A 13,211-nucleotide genomic window follows, 5' to 3' on the forward strand; every position below is an offset into this window, starting at 1 on the left:
ACAAAGCATGAAATTTTATTGCGCAGGATCAGCAAGCGTAGCGGCAGACTTTGACGCATTTATTACAGACACAAAAAAACATTCTTTTTTAAAAATATTCTTACTTTGTCATAAAACGTTCATTGCCAGACGTTAAAAACCCTCCTGTCTTTTAACGGGGATCACACCCAGTAAATATTAGCGCGTACTTTAAATCAGGAATGAAAATGAAAAAGAGCACTCTGGCATTAGTGGTGATGGGAATTGTTGCATCGGCGTCCGTACAGGCGGCAGAAGTCTATAACAAGAACAGTAATAAACTGGACTTGTATGGCAAAGTCAAAGCGATGCACTACATGACTGATTATGACAGCAAAGACGGCGACCAGAGCTATATCCGCTTAGGTTTTAAGGGCGAAACACAAATTAACGATCAACTGACCGGTTATGGTCGTTGGGAAGCTGAGTTCGCAGGGAATAAAGCGGAAAACGAAACCAATCAGCAAAAAACACGTCTGGCTTTCGCCGGTGTGAAATTAAAAGATTTTGGCTCGTTTGATTATGGTCGTAACCTGGGTGCGCTGTATGACGTGGAAGCCTGGACGGATATGTTCCCGGAATTCGGCGGCGACTCTTCCGCGCAGACCGATAACTTTATGACCAAACGTGCTAGCGGCCTGGCGACCTACCGTAATACCGACTTCTTCGGCGTCGTCGATGGTCTGGATCTTACCCTGCAATATCAGGGCAAAAACCAGGACCGCGATGTGAAGAAACAGAACGGCGACGGCTTTGGTACCTCCGTGACGTATGACTTTGGCGGCAGCGATTTCGCCATCAGTGGTGCGTATACCAACTCCGACCGTACCAATCAGCAGAACCTGCAAAACCGGGGTACTGGCGATAAAGCAGAATCCTGGGCGACAGGTTTAAAATATGATGCCAACGACATTTATCTGGCAACGTTCTATTCTGAAACGCGCAATATGACACCTATTTCCGGTGGCTTTGCTAACAAAACTCAGAACTTCGAAGTGGTTGCTCAGTACCAGTTTGACTTTGGTCTGCGTCCATCCCTGGGTTATGTGCTGTCGAAAGGTAAAGATATTGAAGGCGTAGGTAATGAGGATCTGGTGAATTATATCGACGTGGGCGCAACATACTACTTCAACAAAAATATGTCAGCGTTTGTTGATTATAAAATCAACCAGCTCGATAGCGATAATAAACTGGGCATCAACGATGATGATATCGTGGCCGTCGGTATGGTTTATCAGTTCTGATGTAACATAAAAAATGCCGGATGGGGTTGCGCCGCCATCCGGCATTTTGTTGTTCATTATGCCGTTAATTTAACCGGCTCATCCTTAAAGTCGTCAGCAGGCTCCAGCGCCAGATTCAGCGTCGTTAACAACCCACGCAACTTTTCATGAAACTCGCGTAAGGTGTATTCCAGTCGCTCTACCACTTCAGTCTCTTTAATCGGCACGGCGGTCCAGTTGCCGTCTTTATCGAACAAACCAAACTGGTAGCTGTACGTAAAGCGTTTCTCCTGCGCTTCCAGCTCCATCCACCAGCCCCAAAATTCACGTTTCTCTGGTGCCGGTTTCACGTTGACGCAAACAGCCAGACAATCGAAAAAGAATCGATTATCTTCGCACTGCCCTTCGCGGATGTACGGGCCAAGCGCGGTGAATTTTTTGATCAATCTACTTTTCGGGTGCCCACTCGGTAACGTCATTGCGATCTCCTTAGGTGAAGCAACTGTTTTACCAAACCAATAAAATTTAGCAATCTATTAACACAATCTATGATTGATCCACCCGGTAATTTCTTGCAGCGCTTTGTCAAAATTGCGATACACCGGGTTGAACGGAACCTCCAGCAGCTTACCGTCAGAAGATGACGACGTAATTAAGCGAGATTCCTCTTCCGGGCTAAACGGATCGTTTTTCCAGAACCCCGAGAGCATTGGCGTCGGGCAGCGTCGCCCCAGCAGCCCTTGTACTTTTAATGAATAGCGGTTTAGCTCGACGCGTAGCGCTTCATCGGACGCATCGTGCATCCCCAGACGGCTGGCCAGAACGTCAAGATACATTTCCGGTACTGAAGCCTGACGCTGTGGGTCGCTAAGCAACGCATGAACCACCGGTCCCAGACAGGCCACCGCCTTCAGGCGCGATGATTCAAGATAGGCCAGGCGTACTGCGACGTTAGCGCCAAAGCGAAAACCGAATGCCGCCACACGGGTGTGATCCACCCAGGGAATATTCGGCAGCGCTTTTAATACGTGCTGGTGCAGCAGGCTGGAATCCTGGGTCAGTTTCCATTTTGACGAGAACCCAACCGACGGCATATCCAGCGTCAGCATGGCGATACCACGCGGAGCGAAATAGCGCTCATACAGGGTGTAGTAGTCGGTTTGCATAGAATCCAGACCACCGCACATCAGCACCGTCGGGAACGGGCCGTCGCCTTTTGGCATGTGCAGAAAGCCGGTTATCGGCGCACCGCCGGCAACGGCAAATTCCATCTCGCGCAATGTACCTGGCAGTCGTTGGGCCGCCTCTTCGTAAGCGCGGTTGGCCAGGGCCTGCGCCTGCTCTGCCAGCTCATCACCTTTTAAATGCGGGTATGCTGCAATGTTGTACAACGTGGAAGCATGCAGCCAGTGGCGTCCGCTCACCTGCGGATCCTCTTCCATAGACGCTTTCTGTTGCCAGTCCATCGCCTGCTTCGCCCACTCGTAGATCCAGTTTCCACCACGATAGCCAATGACCGTATCGTAGAGATCTTTATCCGTGCGTTCGGCTTCGCTCATGACGATACGCGCCTGCACCTCAAGGATTTCACGCGGATCGACCCCACGCCAGATCCACATCAGGCGATTCACCATGCGATACCAGTGCGGGATTGTTTTACCATCCAGAGCGGACTGCACAGATGGCTGCGCGCCGTGGTTAAAACGACGAACCAACGTTGACGTTTCAGGATGTTTGAAGCGGGGTTTAAACAGAACTTCGCTGAGGTTAGCCTGCGACATGATTACGGCCTCCATGAGTACTCACTAAGGCATAGTGTAACCTGACACCGCACAAAAAGAACAACGCCCGACAGTGCGGGCGTTGAAAACTTTTTAGATTAGCGACCAGAGATCGGCGGAACAAATACCACGCCCATATCCCACGGCTGCTCAATCCAGGTATCCTGCGGAATATCAACCACATAGTCATTCACCAGCGGGCGACCAGCCGGCTTAGCGAAGATCGTGACGAAATGCGCTTTAGGATACATTTCGCGGATAGCAACGGCGGTACCACCGGTGTCTACCAGGTCATCGATCACGATGAAACCTTCACCGTCACCTTCCGCACGCTTCAGCACTTTCAGTTCGCGCTGGTTGTCGTGATCGTAGCTGGAGATGCATACGGTATCGACATGGCGAATACCCAATTCACGCGCCAGCAATGCGCCCGGCACCAGACCACCACGGCTAACGGCAATAATGCCTTTCCATTGTTCAGAAGGCATCAGGCGGCTTGCCAGTTTACGTGCATGGACTTGCAACATGTCCCAGGTGACGACGTATTTTTCGCTCATGTGAAGTGTCCCAGCCTGTTTATCTACGGCTAATTAATAAATTGAGGGTGAACCAGGTTGCGCGAGATTATAGAGATCTGACGCACTAAAAACCAGTGTTTCGCAGAATCCGCGCCTCTTTTTGCATGCTTTATACTAGCCGTCAGCGAAGAAAGTGGTATTCTCAATCGCATCGCGCAAGCCTGACTTGTGGTGTTTTTAATTCCGCTAACCCCGTGGCCTGCAAGTCAATTTTGCAGGACATCGCCAAGGAGACTCAACGTGTCTGAACTGTCTCAGTTATCCCCGCAACCGCTGTGGGATATTTTTGCCAAAATCTGTTCTATTCCTCATCCGTCCTACCATGAAGAGCAACTCGCTGAACACATTCTGAGCTGGGCCCAGGAGAAAGGTTTCCACGTCGAGCGCGATCAGGTTGGTAATATCCTGATTCGTAAACCCGCTACCGCTGGCATGGAAAATCGCAAGCCGGTCGTTTTGCAGGCGCACCTGGATATGGTCCCGCAAAAAAATAACGACACCGTGCACGACTTCACCAAAGATCCGATCCAGCCTTATATTGATGGCGAGTGGGTAAAAGCCCGTGGTACCACGCTGGGTGCAGATAACGGTATCGGTATGGCGTCCGCACTGGCGGTACTGGCTGATGACAATGTGGCACACGGTCCGCTGGAAGTGCTGCTGACCATGACCGAAGAAGCGGGCATGGACGGCGCATTTGGTCTGCAGGCGAACTGGCTGCAAGCGGATATCCTGATCAACACCGACTCAGAAGAAGAAGGTGAGATCTATATGGGTTGCGCGGGCGGGATCGACTTTACCTCTAACCTGCCGCTGTCCCGTGAAGCAATCCCGGCTGGCTTCCAGAGCTTTAAGCTGACGTTAAAAGGCCTGAAAGGCGGTCACTCCGGCGGCGAAATCCATGTGGGTCTCGGTAACGCGAACAAGCTACTGGTACGTTTCCTGGCAGGCCACGCTGAAGAGTTAGATCTGCGTCTGGTTGATTTCAACGGCGGTACGCTGCGCAATGCGATTCCGCGTGAAGCCTTCGCTACCCTCGCCGTGGCTGCCGATAAAGTTGATGCGTTAAAAGCGCTGGTCAGCACCTACCAGGAAATCCTGAAAAACGAACTGGAAGCCAAAGAGAAAAACCTGGCGCTGCTGCTGGATGCCGTGACTAACGACAAAGCCGCGCTGACTACCTCGTCTCGCGATAGCTTCATTCGTCTGCTGAACGCCACCCCGAACGGTGTGATCCGCAATTCTGACGTCGCCAAAGGCGTGGTAGAAACCTCGCTGAACGTCGGTGTGGTAACCATGACTGACGATAATGTTCAGATCCACTGCCTGGTTCGCTCGCTGATCGACAGCGGTAAAGACTACGTGGTGAGCATGCTGGATTCACTGGGTAAACTGGCTGGCGCCAAAACCGAAGCCAAAGGCGCGTATCCAGGCTGGCAGCCGGATGCGAACTCTCCGGTTATGCACCTGGTTCGTGAAACCTATCAGCGTCTGTTCAATAAAACGCCAAACATTCAGATCATTCACGCTGGTCTGGAATGTGGCCTGTTCAAAAAACCGTATCCGGAAATGGACATGGTTTCCATCGGTCCAACCATCACCGGCCCACACTCCCCGGATGAGCAGGTTCATATCGAAAGCGTCGGCCACTACTGGCGGCTTCTGACTGAACTGCTGAAGTCTATTCCGGCGAAGTAAGTCTGCGCTAAATGCCGGATGGCGCTGTGCTTATCCAGCCTACAAGCAGATTTGTAGGCCGGATAAAGCGTTTAACGCCACCATCCGGCAATACATCAACGTCAAAGCCCCAACAATAACTGCCTTTCTATTTGTGGATCGAGCAGCGTGACATGTAATCCCACCAGCCTCACGCCTCGCCCTCCCCGACGCGCTTCCCAGGTTTTGTGTGCCGTCGCAATTAAGTCGTCTTTATTTAAGCGCGGCCAGACGTGCTCCTGCGTGGTCTGCTGAAAATCATTAAACTTGAGTTTTATCCCCTGGCGGGCGATCAGCAGATCCGGCTTGACCTTTGCCAGACGCCGTTCCAGTTCAGGATAGAGCCGCTCAATAATCGCTTCGCACTCTGACCACTGATGAATATCTTCCGCCAGCGTCCGCTCGACGCCGACGGATTTACGCAGCCGCTCGTTGTTGACGTCCCGCTCGTCAATCCCCTGGCTGCGCTCCCACAACACGCGGCCAAACTTACCAAAACGTTTGAGCAGCGTAGCCAGGTCGTATTTTTGAACATCTTCGCAGGTACACAATCCCATTGATTCCAGCTTAGCGGCGGAGACTTTGCCGACGCCGGGAATTTTCCCCAACGGCAACGTTTTGAGAAATTCAGGGACATCAGCAGGGGTTATCACATATTGCCCGTTGGGTTTATTGAGATCGGAGGCGATTTTTGCCAGGAATTTAACCGGCGCAATCCCGGCAGAGGCGGTGAGCTGTAGTTCGTTGAAGATCGTCTGGCGGATCTCCTGGGCGATCAGCGTCGCGGAGCCGTGGCAATGAATGCTGTCGGTGACATCCAGGTAGGCTTCATCCAGCGAAAGCGGTTCGATGAGTGAGGTGTAGCGGGAGAAGATCGCCTGAATCTGGCGAGAGGCCTCTTTGTAAGCCTCGTAACGACCGGGTAACAGGGTAAGATGTGGGCACAGCTTTAACGCCATTCCGGTTGGCATCGCGCTGCGCACGCCAAATTTACGCGCCGGATAATTGGCCGTGCTGATAACTCCCCGGCGTTCACGACTACCGCCAATGGCAATGGGAATGTCACGCAGGGCGGGATTATCACGCATCTCCACCGCCGCGAAAAAGCAGTCCATATCGACATGTATGATTTTGCGCATGACTCACCTCTCACAACACTGTTTAAGTATACAGTATTTTTACGATATGAGAAGTCTGTACCTCTGCTACGTCAGTGCGGGTCCATTCATCACAAAGCGCGCATCACACAGATAACGCACAATGTCTTTTGGCGCATGGTCGGCGGGATTTCCTGCCGTACTGACAAACAACTTATTCACTTTGCGCACATTTGCCCGCAAAAGTTTTTCAATCGTCATCAGACGAAATGCATCATCCTCGACGCAGAACAGCTCGTAGTCACCCAGGCGTTCTCCACAGATTTCACAATGGTTCATCCAGTAACGTAGCCCGGTCGTTTTACTTTTATCCAGATAGTAATTGCTGGCTTTGATGTTCTTTTTTATCTCTTCCGGCAGCGTGTTGATATGGAACAAAAATGTATTGCGCCGCACGGACATCCATCTTTTATCATCCTGATTTTGTTTGATAAATCGGGTAAGCATCACACCATGAATATACGTGGGCTGATGGCAATTCCAGCATTGCATTTTCGACGTAATAACCAGGTAATAAGGAGCCACAATATTAAAATTGTCCGTCGCGTAAACATGCTCGCGCAGCGTCTCATTTAACTCATGAGGTTCGGCGTACCAGATACCTGAAACCGGGTCGAAATGCGCCCCCTGACAAGCCACATCGGTGACGTTATCAGTATGAATATCCAATGGAATAATATGGGCTATATCTATCATATTGCCTTCCTGCGGGATAATTTGCCCCCACATTGCGTGGGGGCGGAGAACAAAATTAATGCGTGACGGGAGCAGAGGGTTGACGTAAAGAAGTCACCTGCTTTTGCTTGTCCAGCTTATCAACCAGCGGCTGAACCACTTTCTCGCCGTGCTGACCAAAATATTGATACAGCGTATCGGAAGCACTTTGCGTTAACACCATGATCTCAATACGACGGTTGCCTGCGCTTTCCGGGTTTTTCGCATCCAGCAGCATTTGGTCCGCCATGGCGCTAACCTGCATGACTTTATCCTGCGGCATGCCGGCGTCTTCCAGCACGCGTCGTGCTGACAAAGCACGGTCGCCAGAGAGGTTCCAGTTGTTGTAAATGTTGCTCTTATAGCTCATCGCATCCGTATGCCCGGTGATGATTATCTTGTTGTCCAGCGAGTCAAACACGGGGGCCAGCGCAACCAGCAGCGATTTAAAGAACGGCATAATTTTGGCGCTACCGCGTTCAAACATATTCCGGTTCTGGTCATCTTTAATCAGCACGCGCAGCCCCTGAGGAACAATCTCCATCTCAAGGTTGGTTTCCATATGCGCATTGCGGGCGATGACGTTAATGTCGGTCGCCAGCTCGCCCAATTCACGGGCTGATTTTTGCTTCAGCAGCACCGCTTTTTCATTCACATCCAGCGCTTTTTTGGCGTTATCTTCGGTGATCTTCGCCGTATCTTGCGGGGTAGCCGTCTTATCCAGCTTGTTGCGCGTGACGTTTTTCTTCTGCGCGCCCGGCGCTATCGGCTGTTTGCCGAGCTTGTTTAACGGCGCCATGCCGCCACCGTTAAAAATAGACTGTCCATGCAGCGCCGCGACGATGTTTTCACGATCGGCCTTACTGACGCTGTTCACAATCAACTTTATCGTGGTGACCAAGGGTGCCGAGCGTATCTCCGAAGTTTCGGCCCGCTTTACGCTGGACGCCATGCCCGGCAAGCAGATGGCGATCGACGCCGATCTGAACGCGGGGCTGATTAATCAGGCCCAGGCGCAGGCCCGACGTAAAGATGTGGCGGGCGAAGCGGATTTCTATGGTGCAATGGACGGCGCGTCGAAGTTCGTGCGCGGTGATGCCATCGCCGGGATGATGATTCTGGCCATCAACCTGATCGGCGGCGTCTGTATCGGTATTTTTAAATACGATTTAAGCGCTGAAGCCGCCTTCCAGCAATATGTCCTGATGACCATCGGTGACGGTCTGGTCGCCCAGATCCCGTCTCTGCTGCTATCGACGGCAGCGGCAATTATCGTTACTCGCGTGAGCGACAGCGGCGATATCGCCACCGACGTTCGTAGCCAATTGCTGGCAAGCCCCTCCGTACTTTATACCGCCACCAGCATCATGTTTGTCCTGGCTGTGGTGCCGGGAATGCCGCATTTCCCGTTCCTGGTATTCAGCGCCCTGCTGGGGTTTACCGCCTGGCGTATGAGCAAGCGCCCGAAGGTGGCGGAGACCGAAGAAAAAAATCTTGAGACGCTGACCAAAACCATCGTTGAAACCACCGAGCAACAGGTCAGTTGGGAAACCATCCCCTTAATTGAGCCAATCAGCCTGAGCCTGGGATACAAACTCGTGGCGTTGGTGGACAAGTCCAAAGGGAATCCGCTCACTCAACGTATTCGCGGAGTGCGACAGGTTATCTCAGACACCAACGGCGTGCTGCTGCCGGAAATTCGCATCCGCGAAAACTTCCGTCTGAAACCGACCCAGTACGCCATTTTTATCAATGGGATCAAGGCTGATGAGGCCGATATTCCCTCAGATAAGCTGATGGCGCTGCCCTCCAGTGAAACCTACGGTGAGATCGATGGTGTTTTAGGCCACGATCCGGCCTATGGTATGCCGGTCACGTGGATTGTCCCGGCGCAAAAAGCCAAAGCGTTAAATATGGGGTACCAGGTTATCGATAGCGCCAGCGTTATTGCGACGCATGTGAATAAGGTCATTCGCAGCTATATTCCCGACCTGTTTAACTACGATGATATTACGCAACTGCATAACCGCCTCTCTTCAATGGCACCTCGCCTGGCGGAAGATCTGAGCGCAGCGCTGAATTACAGCCAGCTATTGAAGGTTTACCGGGCACTACTGGTTGAAGGCGTGCCGCTGCGCGATATCGTCACCATTGCCACCGTCCTGGTCGCCAGTAGCGCCGTCACCAAAGATCATATTCTGTTAACGGCCGATGTGCGTCTGGCGCTTCGTCGCAGTATTACCCATCCGTTTGTGCGCAAAGATGAACTGGCGGTGTACACGCTGAATAATGAGCTGGAGAATCTGCTGGCGAATGTGGTGAATCAGGCACAGCAAAGCGGCAAAGTGGTGCTCGATAGCGTACCGGTCGATCCGAATATGCTCAATCAGTTCCAGACCAATATGCCGCAGATTAAAGAACAGATGAAAGCGGCGGGAAAAGAACCTGTGCTGCTAGTCGCACCGCAGCTTCGTCCTCTGCTCGCGCGTTATGCCCGCCTGTTTGCACCGGGTTTGCAGGTACTGTCTTATAACGAAGTTCCGGATGAGCTGGAATTAAAAATCATGGGGGCGCTGAGTTAACCCGTGGCAAGGCGGTGCCATTCGCACCGCCTTATTGATTACAGAATGGTATTTTCCGTCAGAATACGACGGGCGCCGAGATAATGATCCTGCCAGAAGTCATCGGATAAATGACTCACCCGAATAGTTTCTCCCGTACGCGGCGATTCAATAAATTGCCCCTGTCCCAGGTAGACCCCCATATGATCGGCAATATCCCGGCTGTGAATATGAAAGAACAATAAATCACCACGACGAAGGTCGCGATTGGCGACGATGGTCGCCCGCCGGTAGTGATACATTTCATTCGCCGTACGCGGCAATTTTGCCGCCAGGATTTTGTTGTAGGCATAAAAAATCAGCCCACTGCAGTCAAAGCCTTGATCCGGGCTGGTCCCGCCCCACAAATAGGGTTTACCTAACTGCTGCTCAAGACGGTGGATTGCCACTTCGGTCATGTTGTGCAAATGGTCGCTGCTGAGAAAATGGTCATTCTCCGCCAGCTCCTGCCAGCGATGATCGCTCGCTTTCAGCGGCCCAGGGAACCACTCCGGGTGCTGTTTAATCAGCGTCCTGTTCTGCTGGCGCAGCGCGCTTTTACTTTGCGCATTACCTACCACCACATAACTTGCCTGCTTTTTTACCTGCGCGTGGTATTGCTTCAGCAGCCGGGCACGATTACGCATGCGCATTTGCGCCGCATAGCTTAGATGGGCGTCAGATAAGAGGGGCTGAACTTTGGCGACAGACGGTGATGACAACACAACACACAAAGACAGCAGACCCGGCAAAAAGCGTCGGGGTGCAGAGACAAAAGACATGAAAACAAAAATACCTAATCAAACACGTTCGGCGCAGTCTACCGCTATTGCCGGGTATTCCATTTTAATATTCGATTATTAAATTATTAATTTTTTAAATTCAATACATTAGAAATTCTGCACTAAAAAGACTCAATGACGTTCGCTAACCTGCAAAATACGCCGGTGTCTGACAGACTTTAAGCACAATTTTCCGTATAAAGAAAATCTAAAGTGTAAACGCAGCACGAGAGACTTGCGAAAAACTCTCTGGGTGATAATGTGAGCGCTCCAGATCCAGATTTATCCGATTTGGGGACTCTTTTTGCCGTCCTGGCGTGTGTAATCGTTTTATCAAGGAATAAGCAGTATGCGTAAAATCGCATTTTTTCTTGCGATGCTTTTATTGCCGTGCGTTTCGTTTGCCGGTTTGCTGAGCAGCAGCAGCCCGACCACGCCTGTCAGCAAAGAATATAAGCAGCAATTAATGGGCTCCCCTGTCTATATTCAGATCTTCAAAGAAGAGCGAACGTTGGATCTGTACGTCAAGATGGGCGAACAGTATCAATTGCTCGACAGCTATAAGATCTGCAATTATTCCGGCGGCTTAGGGCCGAAACAGCGTCAGGGTGATTTCAAAAGTCCGGAAGGATTTTACAGCGTACAGCGCGGACAGCTGAAACCGGATAGCCGCTTCTACAAAGCGATTAACATTGGTTTCCCTAACGCCTACGACCGCGCACACGGTTATGAAGGTAAATACCTGATGATTCACGGTGCCTGCGTTTCCGTCGGCTGCTACGCGATGACCGATAACGGCATTGATGAGATTTTCCAGTTTGTCACCGGCGCGCTGGTGTTCGGGCAGTCCAGTGTGCAGGTCAGCATTTATCCGTTCCGTATGACCGACGCCAACATGCAGCGTCATAAGTTCTCGTATTACAAAGAGTTCTGGTCGCAGCTAAAACCGGGATACGATTACTTCGAACAAACGCGTAAGCCACCAACTGTTTCCGTCGTCGATGGCCGTTATGTTATCAGCAAGCCGTTGAGTCACGAAGTGGTTCAGCCGCAGCTGGCATCAAACTACGCGCTCCCCGAGACAAAATAATGCCCACTCGCCTGGCATAATCTTTTGCCAGGTTTCATTGCCGGTTAACGGCTGTGTGGCAATCACGGTGACCACATCATTGGGTGTGGTCTCTGAGCTAAAATCGATTTCCACATCCTGATCCAGCAACGTCGCTACGCCAAATGGCGCACGCCGCGTGATCCAAAACAGGTTGGTCGAACAGAAGGCCATCACATAACGCCCGTCAGATAGCAGCATGTTGAAGACGCCCTTCTCCCGCAGTTCACCTGCCAGCATCGCGATATATTTAAATACTGCCGTCATATTGCCAGGCGTGCGTGGATAACGCTCGGTCAGTTTATGCAGCAGCCAGCAAAACGCTTTTTCGCTGTCGGTTTCGCCGACCGGACGGAAATTACCAGTTTCCAGCGATTTATAGCCGCTGAGCTGGCCGTTATGGGCGTATGTCCAGTTACGTCCCCACAGCTCTCGCGTAAAGGGGTGGGTATTTTCCAATGCCACTTCGCCACGGTTCGCCTGACGAATATGGGCAATCACAGAACAGGATTTGATGGGATAGTCTTGTACCAGTTTGGCGATAGGCGAATTAAAGCTGGGTTGCGGATCTTTAAACGTACGGCAGCCCTTACCTTCATAAAACGTAATACCCCAGCCGTCTTTGTGCGGACCGGTACCTCCGCCGCGCTGAACCAGCCCGGTGAAGCTAAAGCAGATATCGGTTGGCACATTGGCGCTCATCCCGAGCAGTTCGCACATACATCACCTCCACAAACGCCTTAAGCGGGAAGGCGTAATTGTTACAGCCAATGAAAACTTAAAATAGCAGATAAAACAATATGCTATACCCTAAATAATTCGAGTTGCAGGAAGGCGGTAAGGGATGAAATCCCCAGGAGCATAGATAACTATGTGACTGGGGTTTCTGAGTGAAACCAACGCACCTGCAGCTTGAAGTATGACGGGTAGAGTTACTTAACCATCTCTTTTTCGATCAACTGGATCAGGATATGGATCACTTTGATATGAATTTCCTGAATACGGTCAGCGTAGCCAAAGTGCGGCACGCGAATTTCAATATCTGCACTGCCGGCCATTTTACCGCCATCTTTGCCGGTCAGGGTGATGACTTTCATTCCCTTCTCACGCGCCGCAGCAATCGCTTTAATCACGTTACCGGAGTTACCCGAAGTGGAGATGCCTAACAGGACATCGCCCTCGCGGCCCACGGCTTCCACGTAGCGGGAGAATACATAATCGTAACCGAAATCGTTGCTGACGCAGGAGATATGGCTGACGTCAGAGATAGCGATCGCCGGGTAGCCCGGACGGTTTTCGCGATAGCGTCCGGTCAGCTCTTCGGCGAAGTGCATCGCGTCGCAATGGGAGCCGCCGTTACCGCAAGAAAGTACCTTACCGCCGGCTTTGAAGCTGTCTGCCAACAGGACCGCCGCGCGTTGAATGGCGTGAATATTGGCGTCATCTTTAAGAAAATTAGCCAGCGTTTCCGCCGCTTCGCTCAGTTCGTTACGAATAAGATCCTGGTACATGAGGATATCCTTCAGCATGAATG

12 protein-coding genes and 1 pseudogene are annotated in these 13,211 nt (G+C 51.5%); 4 read left to right on the forward strand and 9 right to left on the reverse strand.

Going from position 1 to position 13,211, the window contains the following annotated elements; all coding sequences use genetic code 11:
* Positions 1-206 precede the first annotated feature (206 nt).
* Positions 207-1,262: a phosphoporin PhoE gene (gene phoE, locus G8S19_RS17900; RefSeq protein WP_048212528.1), complete on the forward strand. Its 1,056-nt coding sequence runs from the start codon at positions 207-209 to the stop codon at positions 1,260-1,262.
* A 56-nt stretch (positions 1,263-1,318) separates the two neighbouring features.
* Here phoE and crl read toward each other — a convergent pair whose 3' ends face one another.
* From crl to gpt, 3 genes are all read right to left on the reverse strand, one after another.
* A complete protein-coding gene (gene crl, locus G8S19_RS17905) occupies positions 1,319-1,720 on the reverse strand; it encodes a sigma factor-binding protein Crl (RefSeq protein WP_005133595.1) in 402 nt (133 codons plus the stop codon).
* A gap of 57 nt (positions 1,721-1,777) precedes the next feature.
* Positions 1,778-3,022 carry an esterase FrsA gene (gene frsA / locus G8S19_RS17910; RefSeq protein WP_061067342.1) on the reverse strand — a complete coding sequence of 415 codons (1,245 nt, stop codon included), beginning with the start codon at positions 3,020-3,022 and terminating at the stop codon, positions 1,778-1,780.
* Between the two features lie 98 nt (positions 3,023-3,120).
* Positions 3,121-3,579 carry a xanthine phosphoribosyltransferase gene (gpt, locus tag G8S19_RS17915; RefSeq protein WP_048212530.1) on the reverse strand — a complete coding sequence of 153 codons (459 nt, stop codon included), beginning with the start codon at positions 3,577-3,579 and terminating at the stop codon, positions 3,121-3,123.
* A gap of 261 nt (positions 3,580-3,840) precedes the next feature.
* Between gpt and pepD the strand changes: the two genes are divergently transcribed.
* Positions 3,841-5,298, forward strand: coding sequence for a cytosol nonspecific dipeptidase (pepD, locus tag G8S19_RS17920; protein ID WP_048212531.1), 1,458 nt, complete (start codon positions 3,841-3,843; stop codon positions 5,296-5,298).
* Between the two features lie 101 nt (positions 5,299-5,399).
* Here the strand turns inward: pepD and dinB are convergent, their stop codons facing one another.
* The 3 genes from dinB to lafU form a co-directional block, all read right to left on the reverse strand.
* A complete protein-coding gene (gene dinB, locus G8S19_RS17925; protein WP_253685638.1) occupies positions 5,400-6,455 on the reverse strand; it encodes a DNA polymerase IV in 1,056 nt (351 codons plus the stop codon).
* A 66-nt stretch (positions 6,456-6,521) separates the two neighbouring features.
* Entirely contained in the window at positions 6,522-7,169 is a 648-nt protein-coding gene (locus tag G8S19_RS17930; RefSeq protein ID WP_115600910.1) for a DNA primase, read from the reverse strand.
* 55 nt (positions 7,170-7,224) lie between these two features.
* A complete protein-coding gene (lafU, locus tag G8S19_RS17935) occupies positions 7,225-8,139 on the reverse strand; it encodes a putative lateral flagellar export/assembly protein LafU (RefSeq protein WP_253685641.1) in 915 nt (304 codons plus the stop codon).
* Between lafU and G8S19_RS17940 the strand changes: the two are divergent.
* Positions 8,051-9,769, forward strand: a pseudogene (locus G8S19_RS17940) (flagellar biosynthesis protein FlhA); the annotation flags it as partial. The gene lafU and the pseudogene G8S19_RS17940 sit on opposite strands and share 89 nt — an antisense overlap.
* Positions 9,770-9,807: 38 nt before the next feature.
* Here G8S19_RS17940 and G8S19_RS17945 read toward each other — a convergent pair.
* Complete coding sequence (locus G8S19_RS17945; RefSeq protein WP_048212535.1) at positions 9,808-10,569, reverse strand: C40 family peptidase; 762 nt, start codon at positions 10,567-10,569, stop codon at positions 9,808-9,810.
* A gap of 349 nt (positions 10,570-10,918) precedes the next feature.
* On the opposite strand from G8S19_RS17945, the gene dpaA reads away from it, so the two are divergent.
* Positions 10,919-11,659, forward strand: a complete 741-nt coding sequence (gene dpaA, locus G8S19_RS17950) for a peptidoglycan meso-diaminopimelic acid protein amidase (protein ID WP_003843847.1) — start codon at positions 10,919-10,921, stop codon at positions 11,657-11,659.
* Here dpaA and G8S19_RS17955 read toward each other — a convergent pair.
* A complete protein-coding gene (locus G8S19_RS17955; protein ID WP_003031388.1) occupies positions 11,630-12,397 on the reverse strand; it encodes a class II glutamine amidotransferase in 768 nt (255 codons plus the stop codon). The genes dpaA and G8S19_RS17955 overlap by 30 nt on opposite strands.
* A 212-nt stretch (positions 12,398-12,609) precedes the next feature.
* Positions 12,610-13,188, reverse strand: a complete 579-nt coding sequence (gene lpcA, locus G8S19_RS17960; RefSeq protein ID WP_016151815.1) for a D-sedoheptulose 7-phosphate isomerase — start codon at positions 13,186-13,188, stop codon at positions 12,610-12,612.
* Positions 13,189-13,211 lie beyond the last annotated feature (23 nt).

This window comes from Citrobacter sp. SX206 (assembly GCF_024181025.1).
Lineage (GTDB): Bacteria > Pseudomonadota > Gammaproteobacteria > Enterobacterales > Enterobacteriaceae > Citrobacter > Citrobacter youngae.